The 17398-nt window shown below is 71.7% G+C and carries 14 protein-coding genes; 1 reads left to right on the top strand and 13 read right to left on the bottom strand.

Going from position 1 to position 17398, the window contains the following annotated elements; translation table 11 throughout:
• Nucleotides 1-57: 57 nt before the first annotated feature.
• Complete coding sequence (lspA, locus tag CK485_RS15020; protein ID WP_109450753.1) at nucleotides 58-729, bottom strand: signal peptidase II; 672 nt, start codon at nucleotides 727-729, stop codon at nucleotides 58-60.
• A gap of 77 nt (nucleotides 730-806) precedes the next feature.
• Nucleotides 807-1946: a TraR/DksA family transcriptional regulator gene (locus CK485_RS15015; protein WP_109450751.1), complete on the bottom strand. Its 1140-nt coding sequence runs from the start codon at nucleotides 1944-1946 to the stop codon at nucleotides 807-809.
• Between the two features lie 608 nt (nucleotides 1947-2554).
• Between CK485_RS15015 and ileS the strand changes: the two genes are divergently transcribed.
• Complete coding sequence (ileS, locus tag CK485_RS15010) at nucleotides 2555-5683, top strand: isoleucine--tRNA ligase (RefSeq protein ID WP_109450749.1); 3129 nt, start codon at nucleotides 2555-2557, stop codon at nucleotides 5681-5683.
• Nucleotides 5684-6331: 648 nt separating this feature from the next.
• On the opposite strand, the gene CK485_RS15005 is transcribed toward ileS, so the two are convergent.
• From CK485_RS15005 to mraY, 11 genes are all read right to left on the bottom strand, one after another.
• Nucleotides 6332-7447 (bottom strand): DivIVA domain-containing protein, encoded by a 1116-nt coding sequence (locus CK485_RS15005; RefSeq protein WP_109450747.1) that lies wholly within the window; start codon nucleotides 7445-7447, stop codon nucleotides 6332-6334.
• A gap of 46 nt (nucleotides 7448-7493) precedes the next feature.
• Nucleotides 7494-7778, bottom strand: a complete 285-nt coding sequence (locus tag CK485_RS15000) for a YggT family protein (protein ID WP_109450745.1) — start codon at nucleotides 7776-7778, stop codon at nucleotides 7494-7496.
• Nucleotides 7779-7840: 62 nt separating this feature from the next.
• Entirely contained in the window at nucleotides 7841-8404 is a 564-nt protein-coding gene (gene sepF / locus CK485_RS14995) for a cell division protein SepF (RefSeq protein ID WP_109450743.1), read from the bottom strand.
• Nucleotides 8405-8529: 125 nt separating this feature from the next.
• Nucleotides 8530-9264: a YggS family pyridoxal phosphate-dependent enzyme gene (locus CK485_RS14990; RefSeq protein ID WP_109450742.1), complete on the bottom strand. Its 735-nt coding sequence runs from the start codon at nucleotides 9262-9264 to the stop codon at nucleotides 8530-8532.
• The gene (gene pgeF / locus CK485_RS14985) at nucleotides 9261-10034 is read right to left on the bottom strand and encodes a peptidoglycan editing factor PgeF (RefSeq protein WP_109450740.1); all 774 of its coding nucleotides are present in this window, start codon (nucleotides 10032-10034) and stop codon (nucleotides 9261-9263) included. Before pgeF ends, CK485_RS14990 begins: the two co-directional genes overlap by 4 nt.
• The gene (gene ftsZ / locus CK485_RS14980) at nucleotides 10031-11287 is read right to left on the bottom strand and encodes a cell division protein FtsZ (RefSeq protein WP_109450739.1); all 1257 of its coding nucleotides are present in this window, start codon (nucleotides 11285-11287) and stop codon (nucleotides 10031-10033) included. The genes pgeF and ftsZ overlap by 4 nt, the downstream gene beginning before the upstream one ends.
• Nucleotides 11288-11564: 277 nt before the next feature.
• Nucleotides 11565-12347 (bottom strand): FtsQ-type POTRA domain-containing protein, encoded by a 783-nt coding sequence (locus CK485_RS14975; protein ID WP_109450737.1) that lies wholly within the window; start codon nucleotides 12345-12347, stop codon nucleotides 11565-11567.
• A gap of 36 nt (nucleotides 12348-12383) precedes the next feature.
• Nucleotides 12384-13478 carry an undecaprenyldiphospho-muramoylpentapeptide beta-N-acetylglucosaminyltransferase gene (gene murG, locus CK485_RS14970; RefSeq protein WP_109450735.1) on the bottom strand — a complete coding sequence of 365 codons (1095 nt, stop codon included), beginning with the start codon at nucleotides 13476-13478 and terminating at the stop codon, nucleotides 12384-12386.
• A gap of 6 nt (nucleotides 13479-13484) precedes the next feature.
• Complete coding sequence (gene ftsW, locus CK485_RS14965; RefSeq protein ID WP_109450733.1) at nucleotides 13485-14840, bottom strand: putative lipid II flippase FtsW; 1356 nt, start codon at nucleotides 14838-14840, stop codon at nucleotides 13485-13487.
• 55 nt (nucleotides 14841-14895) lie between these two features.
• On the bottom strand, nucleotides 14896-16320 hold the full coding sequence (gene murD / locus CK485_RS14960; RefSeq protein ID WP_109450732.1) for a UDP-N-acetylmuramoyl-L-alanine--D-glutamate ligase: 1425 nt from the start codon (nucleotides 16318-16320) through the stop codon (nucleotides 14896-14898).
• Between the two features lie 11 nt (nucleotides 16321-16331).
• Entirely contained in the window at nucleotides 16332-17396 is a 1065-nt protein-coding gene (mraY, locus tag CK485_RS14955; RefSeq protein WP_109450730.1) for a phospho-N-acetylmuramoyl-pentapeptide-transferase, read from the bottom strand.
• Nucleotides 17397-17398: the final 2 nt, after the last annotated feature.

The following is a 17398-nucleotide window of genomic DNA, read 5'->3' as shown; positions in this document are numbered from 1 at the left end:
TGCGGGCGGGCGGGCTTCGCCCGGGCGGGCGGCGGACCCGGGCGCGCCGGCTCCCGGTCAGTCGCGGTGGACGGTGCCGTCCGGGTCGAGGCCGCGGAAGGACAGCAGCACGATCAGGATGCCGCCGCAGACGATCGCGGAGTCGGCGAGGTTGAAGACCGCGAAGTCCTTCGGGGCGATGAAGTCGACCACCGCGCCCCGGAAGACGCCCGGGGAGCGGAAGACCCGGTCGGTGAGGTTGCCCAGCGCGCCGCCGAGCAGCAGGCCGAGCGCGATCGCCCACGGCACGCTGTAGAGCCTGCGCGAGAGCCGGGTGATCACCACGATGACGATGAGCGCGATCAGCGTGAAGACGATCGTCATGCCCTGGCCGATGCCGAAGGCGGCACCGGAGTTGCGGATCGCCTCCAGCTGGAGGTACTGGCCGAGGATCCGGATCGCGGAGTGGCCCTCCAGGTGCTGCACCACCAGCGTCTTGCTGACCAGGTCCAGCGCGTACGCCAGGGCGGCGACGCAGAACAGCACGAGGACCCGCCGCCTGCCCCGCGGCACGGCCGTACCGCCGTCGCCTGCGCCGGGGGCGGGCGCGTCCGAACCGTCCGCGACGGCCTCGGGCGTCTGCGCGGACGCCTTCCCGGCCTCCCGGGAGGCGTCCGCGCTCCGCTCGCCCTCGCCGTCCGGCGCCTGTTCGAACCCTGGCGTACCGATGGTGCGCTCCGCCTTCGTCACGTGAGTCCCTCAGCCTCGAATCCCGCGTCAGGGGCGTGCCTGACACGCACGAGCGTACGGCACGGGCTTGCGCTCGGTCAGCGGCGTTCGGTGCGCTGCTTGCACTCGACGCACAGCGTGGCGCGCGGGAAGGCCTGCATCCTGGCCTTGCCGATGGGGTTGCCGCACGACTCGCACAGGCCGTACGTGCCGTTGTCCAGCCGTTCGAGTGCGTGCTCGGTCTGGCTGAGCATCTCGCGGGCGTTGTTGGCGAGCGCCATCTCGTGCTCGCGGGAGATGTTCTTGGTGCCGACGTCGGCCTGGTCGTCGCCCGCGCCGTCGCCGGAGTCGCGCATCAGGCCGGAGATCGCCTCCTCGGAGGCGTGGATCTCGGCGCGCAGCCGGACCGACTCGGCCAGCAGATCGGTGCGGGCCTCGTCGACCTCCTCCGGCGACCAGGGCTCCTCCCCCGGACGGACGGCGAGCGCCCCGGGTTCCACGATGCCGGCCGCCTCCGCGGCCAGTCGTGCGGCGGGGAGCTGGGACGCCTCGGGCGCCGCCGTCTCGGTCACTGTCTTCTTCGCAACCACCGTCGTGGCTCCCGTCTTCTTCGCGGACGCGGACTTCTTCGCGGACGCCTTCTTGGTCGTTTTCGTACTGGTCCCGGGCGCGGCGGCGGTCTTCTTCGCCGGGGCGGCCCTCTTCGCCGCCGCGGCCTTCCCACCCGCCGCCGTCGCCTTCCTGCCCGCGGCCTTCCCGGCAGTCGCCTTCCCGGCGGCCGCCTTCCCGGCCGTGGTCGCCTTGGTGCCTGCGGTCTTCTTGGCCGCCTGTTTCCTGGCCACCTGTTTCCTGGCCGCCGTCTTGTCGGCGGGGGCCTTCTTCGCGGTGGCCTTCTTGGCGGCCGTCGCCGTGGTGGCCGTCTTCTTCGTGGCCGTCTTCTTCGCGGTGGTCCTCTTGGCCGCCGTCTTCTTCGCGGGCTCCTTGGCGGCCGTCTTCGTCGCGGCCGCCGTCTTCTTCGCCGGAGCCTTCTTGGTGGCGGCCTCCGCCGCCTTCGCCGTCGTCGCAGCCTTCGCCGTCTTCTTGCCCGCCGTCTTCTTCGTCGTGCGGGAATCAGCGGCCTTCTTGGCCGAGGCCTTCTTCTTGGCCGGGGCCTTGCCGGCCGGAGCCGTCTTCTTCGCCTTGGCGGTCGTCCTGGCGGCGGATGACGACCTCTTCTCGGCGGTCCTCTTCACCACCATGGACGCGGCCCCTTCGTATTTGGCACATTGTGTGATCTTGCTCGCGAATCGTGCCGGAACGATAAATCGACTCCTGACCCGCAGCAACGGGGCACGCCGCCCGAGTAGCCCGCTCGGCAGGCACGTCTGCATCCGTTGTGCCCATCTGCCCGGCAGGTATGCCGGTACGGCCAGGTAACACCCCATAGCGCCGCACGCACCGCACCCCGCGCCCGGCCCGGAACCCGTCCTCCGGGCCCGCCGCCCGGCCGCCCGCGGCGGTAACCGGGCGAATCCGCGCCTCCGCTCCCCGTACACTGGGCGCAGCGAAAGGCGTGGATGGGGACGAGTAGCGCCGCACGCAGCCATGAGCGAGCCGGGGACGGTGCGAGCCCGGAGGCGTGCGCGGTGTGAAGATCACCCCGGAGCCGTCGGAAGAAAGCCCGCAGGACGTGCGGCGGGCGAGTAGAACCGGCGTCGCGGCCCAACGAGAGGGCCGAAGGGAGCGAGCGTGTGGCGCGCCCGGCGGCCAAGGAGGGTGGTACCGCGGGAGCACGGCCGCGAGGCGGCGGCTCTCGTCCCTCCGACGGAAGACGTGATGACGACGTGTCCGCCGGAGGATGGATCCGATGACGCAGTACCGCCAGGTCCCCGCCCAGGTAGACCTGCCCGCGCTGGAGCACGAGGTGCTCGCGTTCTGGCAGGAGAACAAGGTCTTCACCCGTTCGCTGGAGCAGAGCGAGGGCCGGCCGGAGTGGGTCTTCTACGAGGGCCCGCCGACCGCCAACGGCATGCCGGGCGCCCACCACATCGAGGCCCGCGTCTTCAAGGACGTCTTCCCGCGCTTCAAGACCATGCGCGGCCACCACGTGCCCCGCAAGGCCGGCTGGGACTGCCACGGGCTGCCGGTCGAGCTGGCGGTGGAGAAGGAGCTGGGCTTCACCGGCAAGCAGGACATCGAGAAGTACGGCATCGCCGAGTTCAACGCCAAGTGCCGCGAGTCGGTGACCCGGCACACCGACGCCTTCGCCGAACTGACCCGGCGCATGGGCTACTGGGTGGACCTCGACAACGCGTACCGCACGATGGACCCGCAGTACGTGGAGTCGGTGTGGTGGTCGCTCAAGCAGATCTTCGACAAGGGCCTGCTGGTCCAGGACTACCGCGTGGCGCCCTGGTGCCCGCGTGACGAGACCGGCCTGTCCGACCACGAGCTGGCGCAGGGCTACGAGACCGTGGTCGACCCCTCGGTCTACGTGCGGCTGCCGCTCGCGTCGGGACCGCTGGCCGGCGAGGCGTCCCTGCTGGTGTGGACGACCACGCCGTGGACGCTGGTGTCCAACACCGCCGTCGCCGCCCACCCGGACGTGACCTACGTGGTCGCCACCGACGGCTCCGAGAAGCTGGTGGTCGCCGAGCCGCTGCTGGACAAGGCGCTCGGCGAGGGATGGACGGCGACCGGGCAGTCGTTCACCGGCCGCGAGATGGAGCGCTGGGCCTACCGCCGTCCGTTCGACCTGGTGGAGATCGACGGCGCGCACTTCGTCGTCAACGCCGAGTACGTCACCACCGAGGACGGCACCGGCCTGGTCCACCAGGCGCCCGCGTTCGGTGAGGACGACCTGAAGACCTGCCGCGGCTACGGCCTGCCGGTGGTCAACCCGGTGCGCCCGGACGGCACGTTCGACGCCGTGCTGCCGCTGGTCGGCGGGCAGTTCTTCAAGAAGGCCGACGAGACGCTGGTCGCCGACCTCGACGCGCGCGGCCTGCTCTTGCGCCACGTGCCGTACGAGCACAGCTACCCGCACTGCTGGCGCTGCCACACCGCGCTGCTCTACTACGCGCAGCCGTCCTGGTACATCCGCACCACGCAGATCAAGGACAAGCTGCTTCGGGAGAACGAGCGCACCAACTGGTTCCCGGAGTCGGTCAAGCACGGCCGCTTCGGCGACTGGCTGAACAACAACATCGACTGGGCGCTGTCCCGCAAGCGCTACTGGGGCACGCCGCTGCCGATCTGGCGCTGCGAGCAGGAGCACCTCACCTGCGTCGGCTCGCTGACCGAGCTGTCGCAGCTGTCCGGCCGCGACCTGTCGGGCCTCGACCCGCACCGCCCGTACATCGACGAGGTCACCTTCGGCTGCCCGCAGTGCGGCGAGACCGCGACGCGGGTCGACGAGGTGATCGACGCCTGGTACGACTCCGGCTCGATGCCGTTCGCGCAGTGGGGCTACCCGTACCGCAACAAGGAGGTGTTCGAGCGCACCTACCCGGCGCAGTTCATCTCCGAGGCCATCGACCAGACCCGCGGCTGGTTCTACACGCTGATGGCCGTCGGCACGCTGGTCTTCGACCGGTCGTCGTACGAGAACGTGGTGTGCCTGGGCCACATCCTCGCCGAGGACGGCCGCAAGATGTCCAAGCACCTGGGCAACATCCTGGAGCCGATCCCGCTGATGGACCAGCACGGCGCGGACGCGGTGCGGTGGTTCATGGCCGCGGGCGGCTCGCCGTGGGCCGCCCGGCGGGTCGGGCACGGCACCATCCAGGAGGTCGTGCGCAAGACGCTGCTGACCTACTGGAACACCGTCGCCTTCCAGGCGCTGTACGCGCGCACCTCCGGCTGGGCGCCGAGCGGGGCGGACCCGGCGCCGGGGCAACGGCCGCTGCTGGACCGCTGGCTCCTCGGTGAACTGGGCACGCTGGTGCGGGACGTCACCGACGCTCTGGAGTCGTTCGACACCCAGCGCGCGGGCAAGCTGCTGTCGTCGTTCGTGGACGACCTGTCCAACTGGTACGTGCGCCGCTCCCGGCGCCGCTTCTGGCAGGGCGACGCGGCGGCGCTGCGCACCCTGCACGAGGTCATCGAGACGGTGACCCGGCTGATGGCGCCGCTGGTGCCGTTCATCACCGAACGCGTCTGGCAGGACCTGGTCGTGCCGACGACGCCGGACGCGCCGGAGTCGGTGCACCTGGCGTCCTGGCCGGAGGCGGACGAGGCGGCGATCGACGCGGGCCTGTCGCAGCGGATGGCCCTGGTGCGGCGGCTGGTCGAGCTGGGCCGGGCGACGCGGGCGGAGTCGGGGGTCAAGACCCGGCAGCCGCTGTCGCGGGCGCTGGTCGCGGCGGCGGGCTTCGAGGCGCTGGAGGAGGACCTGCGCGCGCAGATCACGGAGGAGCTGAACGTCTCCGCGCTCGCGTCGCTGTCCGAGGTCGGCGGTTCGCTGGTGGACACCACGGCCAAGGCCAACTTCCGCGCGCTGGGCCGCCGCTTCGGCAAGGGCACGCAGCCGGTCGCCAAGGCGATCGCGGAAACGGACGCGGCGGCGCTGTCGCTGGCGCTGCGCGAGGGCACGGCGTCCGTGGTGGTCGACGGCGAGACGGTGCCGTTGTCCGCGGAGGAGGTCATCATCACCGAGACCCCGCGTGAGGGCTGGTCGGTGGCGTCCGACGCGGGTGCGACGGTCGCGCTCGACCTGCACGTCACGCCGGAGCTGCGGCGGGCGGGCCTGGCCCGGGACGCGATCCGGCTCATCCAGGAGGCGCGCAAGAACAGCGGGCTGGACGTGGCGGACCGGATCGCGGTGCGGTGGGTCGCCTCCGGCGACGAGCTGGCCGCCGCGCTCACGGAGCACGGCGGGCTGGTGGCGGAGGAGGTCCTGGCGACGGACTTCGCCTCCGGCGAGGGCGACGCCACGTACGGCGAGGCCTTCGTCGACGAGCCCCTGGGCCTGACGTTCCGCCTCCGCAAGCAGTGACGCTGTCGCTGGTCCGAGGGTGCTGCGGGGGCGGACGGACCGCCCCCGCAGGGCGTACGGCCCTTTGGCACCTGAGTGCGGGGGCCTGGGGTGGGCCGGGCGGCGCCGATCAGCACGGCTGTGGTTGCTCACCGCTGCGGCGGTCATAGGCGAACGCCGCTCGCACCGCCCCCGCACTCACGCCTGCGACGAACACGGGCCCCGGCCTCGCACGGCACGGCACCGCCGGTCACCCCCGCTGTGGTTGCTCGCCGTCGCGGCGGAAAGATGCCGGTTGCGGCAGCAGCTCCCTCGTTCTCGCGTTCTCGGGGCAGTAGCTCGGCCGGTTCTCGACACCGGCAGCAGCACGGACAGCTCTCGCCGCTGTCACCGCATCCGTCGTCTTTTCTCCGCCGCGACGGCGAGCAACCCCATCAGCGGGACCCGGCGGTGCCGACCTCGCCCCGGCCTCCGCGCTCAGCCTCAATCCTTGCCCTTACCGCACCCCATCTCTCCGCCGCGACGGCGAGCAACCCCGTCAGCGGGATCCGGCGGTGCCGAACCCGCCCCCGCCCCCACTCCGACCACCCTCCGCGTACAAAAGGGCCGGGCCCCGGGGAGGATCTCCCAGGGGCCCGGCCCTACGTGCCTACCTGCCTGCGCAGGCGTTCAGTTGTCGTCCTCGTCGATGAGGAAACCGCGCATCGGGGTCGGCGCCTGCTGCAGGGGCTGCGGGCCCTGCGGGCGGACCGGTGCCATCGGCTGGGTCATCGCGGGGGACATCTGCTGCTGGCCGCCGTACGTCTGGTTGCCGCCGCCCATCTGCTGGCCGCCGTACGTCTGGTTGCCGCCCGTGGAGTGGCCCATCGCGCCGGCCGCCGCCATGCCGCTGCCCATCGAGCCGCCCATCGTGCCGCCGCCCATGGAGGACGAGGACGGGAGCGACGCGGCCGCCGGGGTGCGCGGCGGGGCGAGCGAGTCGTCCGCCTGGTTCTCCAGCTGACGCAGCTGGCTCTCCAGGTAGGACTTCAGGCGGGTGCGGTACTCGCGCTCGAAGCCGCGCAGGTCCTCGACCTTGCGCTCCAGCGTGGCGCGCGCGGACTCCAGGGAGCCCATCGCCACGCGGTGCTTCTCCTGCGCGTCCCGCTCCAGCGCGTCGGCCTTGGCGCGGGCGTCCCGCTCCAGGCCCTCGGCGCGGCTGCGGGCCTCGCCGACGATCTTGTTGGCCTCGGAACGGGCCTCCGCGATCGCCTGGTCGGCGGTCTGCTGCGCGAGCGACAGGACGCGGGCGGCGCTGTCGCCGCCGGGGCCCTGCTGCTGCATGGGGTGGCCACCGGGCTGCTGCATCGGGTGCCCCTGCCCCATCGGACCCGGGCCCATCGGGCCCTGTCCCATCGGCCCGGGGCCCATGGGACCCTGCGGGCCGTGCTGGCCGCTCGGCCCGGCCGGCAGCTGGGGTGCGCCGGGCAGCTGGGGCGGTCCGCCCATCTGCTGCTGGTGCTGCTGGCCCGGCGGCACCGGCTGCGGTCCGGATATGGCGGCGGGCACGGGGGCCCCGGGCCGCTCCTGCTGCTCGGGCTTGCGCATGCCCTGCTGCTGGTTCTGCGCGGCGGCTCGGGTGGCCGCGGCGAGTTTCGCCCGCAGGTCCTCGTTCTCCCGCAGGAGCCGGGTCAGCTCTCCTTCGACCTCGTCGAGGAAGGCGTCGACCTCATCCTCGTCATAGCCTTCTCGGAGGCGGACGGTCGTGAACTGCTTGTTACGAACGTCCTCGGGGGTCAGCGGCATCTCTTCACCTCAACGTGATCGTCGGCATTCGGCAAGACCGTATCGTTCACAGCCTGGCCACGACGGAGATCAGGATGTAGACGATGATCATCAGTACGAAGAAGGACAGGTCGAGCGCCACGCCCCCGAGACGCAGCGGCGGGATGAACCGCCGCAGAAGCTTGAGTGGCGGATCGGTGACAGTGTAGGTGGCTTCCAGTACGACCACCATGGCCTTGCCAGGACGCCACGATCGGGCGAACTGGAAGACGTAGTCCATCACCAGCCGGAAGATCAGCACGATCAGGAAGCACATCAACGCGATGTAGAGCACCTGTAGTGCGATGTTCACCGCGCTTCCCTCTCCCCTGGTCTCCGCCGGCCCTGTCGGTCCGGTTCCTCGTGCTCGTCGTCTCAGCTCTGGTTGAAGAATCCACCCTCGGCGATCCGGGCTTTGTCCTCCGCCGTGACATCGACGTTAGCAGGAGACAGCAGGAACACCTTCTGGGTCACCCGCTCGATGCTGCCGTGCAGACCGAAGACCAGGCCGGCGGCGAAGTCGACCAGGCGCTTGGCGTCGGTGTCGTCCATCTCCGTCAAGTTCATGATCACCGGGGTGCTCTCCCGGAAGTGTTCCCCGATCGTACGGGCTTCGTTGTACGTGCGGGGGTGGAGCGTCGTGATCCGGTACGGCTCCCGCTCCGACACGACCTTGGGCATGATCACCGGTGCGTTCTTCTCCAGAGTGCGGCGTTCAGGTGTGATGGATGCCACTGGGGCGATCCGTGGTTCCCGGGGTGCCGGCGCGTGCACGACGCGGGGCGGTTCCTCCTGCGGCGGCTGGTGTTGCTGCCGGACGGGCCGCTCCGGTTCCGGCTCGGGCTCGAACTCGTCGTCGGGGTCGAACCCCGGGCCGTCGTACCCATCGTCCTCCACGAGGCCGAGGTAGACCGCCATCTTGCGCATCGCGCCGGCCATGCTCTACGTCCTCCGCTCTGTGGTGGATCGGCACCGTCACCAGGTGAGGGGGATCCACTGGGCCAGCTCCGCGAACTGACGGAGCATGACCATATTTTCTGCTGTGGTCCGACTTCTTGGTGACGTTACCGGAGCCCGGGACGGACTCCGAGTACCGCAGTACCGACGCGTACATGTGTCGCACCGGCGGCCACGGCGTGCTCGAGGTCCGAACTCATCCCCGCCGACACCATCGTGGCAGCCGGATGCGTCTCGCGCAGGGCGGACGCGATTTCCCTCATCCGATCGAATGCAGCCCGCGGTTGCCCCGCATACCGGCCGGTCAGCGGGGCCACGGTCATCACCCCCTCGATCCGCAGGCCGTCGGCGGCGGCGACCGCGTCGGCCAGCGCGGCCACGTCCTCCGGCGCGGCGCCTCCCCGGCTGCCCACGGATCCTGACGGGGCGTCGAGCGCGACCTGCACCAGGCAGCCGACCTCCCGGCCGGTCCGCGCAGCAGCATCGGACAGAGCGGACACGAGGCGCATACGGTCGACGGAGTGGACGAAGTCCGCGTAACGCACCACGGAACGCGCCTTGTTGGTCTGCAACTGGCCCACGAAGTGCCAGGTCAACCCCGCGTCCGCACAGTCCGCGGCCTTTTGCGACGCCTCCTGGTCGCGGTTCTCCGCGACCTGGGTGACGCCGAGTTCCGCGAGAAACCTCACATCGCTCGCCGGGTAGGTCTTGGTGACCACGATGAGGGTCACTTCGTCCCGGGAACGTCCGGCGGCGGCGCAGGCGGCGGCGATGCGGTCCTCGACGCGTGCCAGGTTCGCGGCCAGTTGGGCCTTTCTGTCCGTGATGTCACTGTCGTTCATGGTCGCTCACCGTCGGTCGGCGTGGTCGGCTCCGGCTGCTCGTCGTCCAGCCAGACGTAGGAGGCGAGGCGGCCGGTGGCGCGGTCCCTCCGGTACGAGAAGTGGTCGGGCGATTCGAGGGTGCAGATATGGGATTTCTCACGCATCCCCACCCCGAGGCGGGCGAGTTGGGCGTGGACTCCGGCGGCGACGTCCACCGCGGGGGTGCCCCAGGAGGTCTGAGCCCGCGCGGCCGGCTCGACGCCCGCGACCTCGTCGCGCATCGCGGCCGGCACCTCGTAGCAGGAGCCGCAGACGGACGGGCCGGTGAACGCGGTGATCCGCTCCGGGCTCGCCCCAAGCCGGATCATCTGCGCGACCGCGGCGGGGACGACGCCGGCGACCATGCCGGGGCGGCCCGCGTGTGCGGCGGCGACCACCCCGGCGTGCGGGTCGGCGAGCAGGACCGGTACGCAGTCCGCGGTGAGGACGGCGAGAGCCAGGCCGCGGCGGGCGGTGACGATCGCGTCGACCGCGGGGACCGGGTCGTCCCCCCAGGGGGCGTCGATCACGGCGACGTCGTTGCCGTGCACCTGGTTCATCCAGACGACGGCGGCCGGGTCGAGCCCGAGCGCGCGGGCGGCGAGCGCGCGGTTGGCCAGCACGGCCTTCGGGTCGTCGCCGACCGCGCCGCCGAGGTTCAGCTGCTCGTACGGAACGGCGCTCACCCCGCCCCACCGGTCGGTGAAGGCGAAGTGGGCGCCGCCCGTGTACGTGTGGAGGCCTATCACTTCAGGAAGTCGGGGACGTCCAGCTCTTCGGCCTGGGTGTCGGTGTACGGCCGGGCCGGGGGGACCTGGGGCGTGAGCGGTGTGCTGCTCGGCGTCTCGGTCGCGTTGGCCGCGGGCTCCGGCTGCTCCTCGCGCGTCTCGGCGGACTCGCGGGGGGCGACGCTGCCCAGGCCGCTGAAGGCCGGACGCGGCGACTCGGTGGGCTGGCTGCCGACCCGCGGCGCGCCCGACGCGGCGGACGACCCCGCGTTCTCGTCCCGTGAGCCGTACGAACCGAGCGCCTTGTCGCGGTTCTTGGTGGGCGGCTGGCCGCCGTCGAACCCGGCCGCGATGACGGTGACCCGGACCTCGTCGCCGAGCGCGTCGTCGATGACGGCGCCGAAGATGATGTTGGCCTCGGGGTGGGCGGCCTCGCTGACCAGCTGGGCGGACTCGTTGATCTCGAACAGGCCGAGGTCGGAGCCGCCGGAGATGGACAGCAGCACACCGCGGGCGCCGTCGATGGACGCCTCCAGCAGCGGCGAGGAGATCGCCATCTCGGCGGCGGCCACCGCGCGGTCGTCGCCGCGCGCCGAACCGATGCCCATCAGGGCCGAACCGGCCTCGGACATCACGGACTTGACGTCGGCGAAGTCCAGGTTGATCAGGCCCGGGGTGGTGATCAGGTCGGTGATGCCCTGCACACCGGAGAGCAGCACCTGGTCGGCGGACTTGAAGGCGTCCAGCACGCTGACCTGGCGGTCGGAGATCGACAGCAGCCGGTCGTTGGGGATGACGATGAGGGTGTCGACCTCGTCGCGCAGGCCCGCGATGCCGTCCTCGGCCTGGTTGGCGCGGCGCCGGCCCTCGAAGGTGAACGGACGGGTGACCACGCCGATCGTCAACGCGCCCAGTGAACGGGCGATGTTGGCGACGACGGGGGCGCCTCCCGTGCCGGTGCCGCCGCCCTCGCCGGCGGTCACGAAGACCATGTCGGCCCCCTTGAGGACCTCCTCGATCTCCTCGCGGTGGTCCTCGGCGGCCTTGCGGCCGACGTCGGGGTTGGCGCCCGCGCCCAGACCGCGCGTCAGCTCCCGGCCGACGTCCAGCTTGACGTCGGCGTCGCTCATCAGCAGGGCCTGCGCATCGGTGTTGATCGCGATGAACTCGACGCCCTTGAGACCGACCTCGATCATCCGGTTGATGGCGTTGACACCACCGCCGCCGATGCCGACGACCTTGATGACTGCGAGGTAGTTCTGCGGTGCTGCCACGTCGAAGGCCTCTCGCCTCGATTTACGTGCCGGCGCTTCCGCGGGGACCGCGGGGCGACGGCGGATGCCGATGGGACGGTCCGGACGCCGACCCGAACCCTAACCCTGAGGTTTAGGGTTACCAGTATGTCTGTTCCTTGTGTCCACCTGTAGCAGGACACTAAGTCGACAAGCGGTACCGGTTCAACGAACACGCCGAACCTCCCGCTTTTCTTTTGACCCTATGTGATCACGCCTGATGCGGGCGAACCAGGGTGGCAACCGGCGATCCCTTCCGTCAACTCCCTGATGACGCCGGGTCGGTGGGGGCACTGACGTCGTAATGGGTGGCGCCGGGGGCCGCCTTCAGCAGGGCGGTCAGCGCCACCGCCTTCTGGGAGCCGTTGTCCGGGCCACCCCACAGGACGCCGCGCCCGCCGGTCAGTTCGAGCGAGATCCCGTCGAACGACTTCACCGCGATCGTCTTCGTCTGCTTGCGGACCGATTCGGGAAGATCGGCCGCGACTTGCACGGCCGCGTGCAGCAGGACAGCCGTACCGAAATAGCGGTTCCCGCCCGAGGAGCCACCGGTGAGTTCGACCACCGGGACCCCGGCGGGCGCGGTGGTGTCGGTGGCGTACCGGACGCCGTCGCCGTCCACCTCGACGTACTTGCCGCCCTGTTCCAGCAGGGCCTTGGGGGTGCGCTCGGTGACCTTCAGGGCGACGGTGTCGGGCCAGGAACGGTCGACGGTGACCGAGGCGATCCTCGGCACAGCGGCGCGCAGCCGGGAGGCGACCGCGCCGGTGTCCACCGAGACCAGCGCCTCGCCGACTCCGATCCCGGCCGCGTCCCGCACCTCGGCCGCGCTCAGCACCCGGGTGCCGGTGACCCGTACCTGGCGCACCCTCAGCCACGGCGAGCCGTACAGCAGGTACGTGCCGCCGCCCACCAGCAGGGTGAGGGCGACCAGCACCACCAGCACGCCGCGCCGCGACGGGCCCCGCCGCCGTGGGGCGGACGCGGGGCGGGCCTGCGACGCGCCGTCTTCCCTCGCCCGCGCGGTCGTCGGTCCCGCCACGCTGCCGCCTCCTCGAACCGACCGGATGGTCCGGTCCTATCGTGCCCGGCCGGACGCCACCGCGTCGTACACCATGCCGACCAGCAGGTCGTCGGCGTCGCGGCGGCCGAACTCGGCGGCGGCGCGGGACATCTCGTAGAGCCGGTGCGGATCGGTGAGCACCGGCAGCACGTTGCCGAGCACCCACTCGCCGGTCAGCTCGGCGTCGTCGACCAGCAGACCGCCGCCCGCCTTGACCACCGGCTGGGCGTTGAGCCGCTGTTCGCCGTTGCCGATCGGCAGCGGCACGTACGCGGCGGGCAGGCCGACCGCGGACAGCTCGGCGACGGTCATCGCGCCGGCCCGGCACAGCATCATGTCGGCGGCGGCGTAGGCCAGGTCCATCCGGTCCACGTAGGGCACCGGGACGTACGGCGGCATGCCGGGCATGTTGCCGGACTGCGGCAGTTCGTTCTTCGGGCCGACCGCGTGCAGGATCTGGACGCCGGACTGCTGGAGGCGGGGGGCGACCGCCTCGATGGTCTCGTTCAGCCTGCGGGCGCCCTGCGAGCCGCCGGAGACCAGCAGCGTCGGCAGGTTCTGGTCGAGGCCGAACGCGGCTCGGGCCTCGGCGCGGACGGCGGCGCGGTCCAGGGTGGCGATGGAGCGGCGCAGCGGGATGCCGATGTACCGGGCGTCGCGCAGCTTGCTGTCGGGGGTGGAGACCGCGACGGCGTGCGCGTACCGGGAGCCGATCTTGTTGGCCAGACCCGGGCGGGCGTTGGCCTCGTGGACCACGATCGGTACGCCGAGGCGCTTGGCGGCCAGGTAGCCGGGCAGCGCCACGTAGCCGCCGAAGCCGACCACGCAGGACGCCTTGGTGCGCTCCAGGATCTGCTCGGCGGCCTTGATGGTGCCGCGCAGCCGGCCCGGGACCGTGATCAGCTCCGGGGTGGGCCTGCGGGGCAGCGGGACGGCGGGGATCAGGGCCAGTTCGTAGCCGCGTTCCGGGACGAGCCTGGTCTCCAGGCCCCGTTCCGTACCGAGCGCCGTGATCCCCACGGTCGGGTCCTGCCGTCGCAGGGCGTCCGCGAGGGCGAGCGCGGGCTCGATGTGGCCGGCGGTCCCCCCGCCGGCGAGAACGACATGCACCGAAATTCACCGCTTCCCGGACGATCGCCGTCTGGCGAGACGTCGCATGCTACGTGTCATTGCCCTTGTCACGGGGCCGGCCCCCCGCGCGGCCAGTGCCGCCCTCGCCGCCGGCTCGCTCCTCGCGAAGGAGATCAGCAGTCCCACGGCGAACATGGCCGGCAGCAGGGCCGAGCCCCCGTAGGAGAACAGCGGGAGCGGGACCCCGGCGATCGGCAGCAGGCCGAGCACCGACCCGATGTTGACCACGGCCTGCGCCGTGATCCAGGTGGTCACGCTTCCCGCGGCGAACCTGACGAAGGGATCCTCCGTGCGTCCGGCCACGCGGATACCCGCATAGCCTAGAGCCGCGAACAGACCCAGTACCGACAGCGTCCCCGCCAGGCCGAGTTCCTCCCCGGTCACGGCGAAGATGAAGTCGGTGTGCGGTTCGGGCAGTTGGCCCCATTTTTCCACACTCGCGCCCAGGCCGGAACCGAACAGGCCTCCGGAGGCGAGCGCGTACAGTCCGTGCACGGCCTGCCAGCACTGGTCGTTCGTACCCGGTTCCGTGGCGAGGATGCAGTCGAAGCGCGACAGGCGGTGCGCGCTGGTCTCGATCAGCAGCAGCCCCAGCGCCCCCGCCACCCCGAGCACGCCCACGAAGAGCCGGGTCGGCGCTCCGGCCAGCCACAGCAGTCCGAAGAGCATCGCGGCGAGCACCATCGCGGTGCCCATGTCGCCGCCGAGCAGGACCAGGCCCAGGATGAGCATGGCGGCAGGGACCAGCGGGACGAGCAGGTGCTTCCACTGGGTCAGCAGCTTCTTGTCGTACTTGCGGGCCAGCAGGTCGGCGCCCCAGAGCGCCAGCGCCAGCTTCGCGAACTCGCTGGGCTGGATCTGGAACGAGCCGCCGATGGCCAGCCAGTTCTGGTTGCCGTTGACCCGCATGCCGATGCCGGGCACCTGCACCAGCGCGGTGAGGAAGAGCGCCCCGGCCAGCAGCGGGTAGGCGAGCCTGCGGAAGCCGGCGACCGGCATCCGGGCGGCGACCAGCAGCAGCACGGCGCCGATGACGGCGGCGAACAGCTGCTTGCGGAAGAAGTACGTGCCGGGCTCGCCCATCTGCAGGGCCTCGACCTGGGAGGCTGAGAAGACCATCACCAGGCCGAGCACCAGGATCAGCGAGCCCGCTCCGACGATCAGGTAGTACGCGGTGAGCGGGCGGTCCCAGGCCCGCCTGATCCTGCGCAGCGCCGCGCCGGGACCGCGGCCCGCGCGGGAGCCGCCCGGGCCGCGCGGCGCGGGCGCGGGGCGGGCGGTGGGCCGGGCCGCGCCCGGCCGGCGCGGGTCGCGTACCCCTGACCGCTGCTGCGGCGTCATGTCCCCTCCGTGTGCCGGGTGCCGGGCCGGGGCCGCGGCGTCACGGATCCGGTGGCTATCGCTGGTGCGGCGCGTCCGGCGCGAGGGCCGAGACCGCCTCGGCGAAGGCGTCGCCGCGCTTGCCGTAGTTGACGAACATGTCCATCGAGGCGCAGGCCGGGGCCAGCAGCACGGTGTCGCCCGGCCGGGCCAGCTCCCGTGCGGCCTCGACCGCGGCCGCCATCGCCCCAGTGTCGGTCCGTTCCAGGTCGACCACCGGGACCTCGGGTGCGTGTCGGGCCAGCGCTTGCGCGATCAGCGCCCGGTCGGCGCCGATCAGCACCGCGCCGCGCAGCCGGGGCGCGGCGTCCCGGACCAGCTCCTCGAAGGCCGCGCCCTTGGCGAGCCCGCCCGCGATCCACACCACGTGCTCGTAGGTGGCCAACGAGGCGGCGGCGGCATGGGTGTTGGTGGCCTTGGAGTCGTTGACCCAGGTCACCCCCTCCACGGTCGCCACCGTCGCGATGCGGTGGGCGTCCGGGCGGAAGGCGCGCAGGCCCTCGCGCACCGCGCGCGGCTCGACACCGTAGGCCCGCGCGAGGGCGGCGGCGGCGAGCGCGTTGGCGACGTTGTGCGGGGCGGGCGGGGAGACGTCGCAGACCTCGGCCAGTTCCTGGGCGTTCTTGTGGCGGTCGGGGACGAAGGCGCGGTCGACGAGGATGCCGTCCACCACGCCGAACTGCGAGGGCCTCGGCGCGCCGAGGGTGAAGCCGATGGCCCGGCAGCCCTCCTCGACGTCGGCCTCGCGCACCAGCGCCTCGGTGGCGGGGTCGGCCACGTTGTAGACGCAGGCGACGCGGTTGCCCTCGTAGATCCGGCCCTTGTCGGCCGCGTACGCCTCCATGGAGCCGTGCCAGTCGAGGTGGTCGGGAGCGAGATTGAGCACCGCGGCGGAGTGGGCGCGTACCGAGGGGGCCCAGTGCAGCTGGTAGCTGGACAGCTCCACGGCGAGCACGTCGTACTCCTCGTCGCCGAGGACGACGTCCAGCAGGGAGACGCCGATGTTGCCGACGGCGGCCGTGCGCAGGCCCGCCGCCTTCAGGATCGAGGCGAGCATCTGGACGGTGGTGGTCTTGCCGTTGGTCCCGGTGACCGCCAGCCAGGGGGCGCTGTCCGGGCGCCGCAGCCGCCAGGCCAGCTCCACGTCGCCCCACACCTCGACGCCCGCGCGGGCGGCCGCGGCGAACAGCGGGCCGGCCGGCTTCCAGCCCGGCGTGGTGACGACCAGGTCGGTGCCCTCGGGCAGTTCGACCGGGCCGAGCCGCACCTCGATGCCGAGTGCCTCCAGCTCGGCGGCCTCGGCCCTCTCGCGCGGCCCGTCGCCGCCGTTGACCACGGTGACGCGGGCGCCGAGGCCGTGCAGCGCCCTGGCGGCCGGCAGGCCGGAGACGCCGAGCCCGGCGACGGTGACGTGCGCGCCGTCGATTCCCGATACGTCCATGCGCGCCTTCCTCACTTCGCGGCCACGAAGCCCGCGTAGAACAGGCCCAGGCCGACCGCCATGCACATGCCCTGGATGATCCAGAAGCGGACGACCACCAGGACCTCGCTCCACCCCTTGAGTTCGAAGTGGTGCTGGAGCGGCGCCATCCGGAAGACCCGCTTGCCGGTGAGCCGGAAGGAGCCGACCTGGATGACCACGGACAGGGTGATGAGCACGAACAGGCCGCCGAGGATGGCCATCAGCAGTTCGGTGCGCGAGCAGATCGCCAGGCCCGCGAGCGCGCCGCCGAGCGCCAGCGACCCGGTGTCACCCATGAAGATCTTCGCCGGCGAGGTGTTCCACCACAGGAAGCCGAAGCAGGCGCCCATCAGCGCGGCGGCCACCACCGCGAGGTCGAGCGGGTCGCGTACGTCGTAGCAACCCGGGCCCGCGGTGAGGGCGTTGGCGCAGGACTGGCCGTACTGCCAGACGCCGATGACGGTGTAGGCGGCGAAGACCATCACCGAGGCGCCGGTGGCCAGGCCGTCGAGGCCGTCGGTGAGGTTCACGCCGTTGGACATCGCCAGGATCATGAACAGCGCCCAGATCACGAAGATCACCGGGCCGATCGACCAGCCGAAGTCCTGGGTGAAGGACAGCTTGGTGGAGGCCGGGGTGGAGTGGCGCTGGTTGGGGAAGTTCAGGGCCAGGACGGCGAAGGCGATGCCGACGATCAGCTGGCCGGCCATCTTGGCCTTGGCCCGCAGGCCCAGACTGCGCTGCTTGACGATCTTGATGTAGTCGTCGAGGAAGCCGACCAGGCCCATGCCGACGAAGAGGAAGAGCACCAACAGCCCGGAGATGGTGGGCCGTTCACCGACGATCAGCTTGGTCGCCGCATACGCGATCACCGTGGCGATGATGAAGGCGATACCGCCCATGGTGGGGGTGCCGCGCTTGCTGTGGTGGCCGCGCGGGCCGTCGTCCCGGATGAACTGGCCGTAGCCCTTGCGGGCCAGCAGCTTGATCAGCGCCGGGGTGCCGATCAGGGAGAGGAACAGGCCGATGACGCCCGAGATGAGGATCTGCTTCATCG

It is taken from the genome of Streptomyces sp. ICBB 8177 (genome assembly GCF_003144095.1).
In the GTDB taxonomy this organism is placed as follows: domain Bacteria; phylum Actinomycetota; class Actinomycetes; order Streptomycetales; family Streptomycetaceae; genus Streptantibioticus_D.
This window is presented reverse-complemented; position numbering and strand designations above follow the sequence as displayed.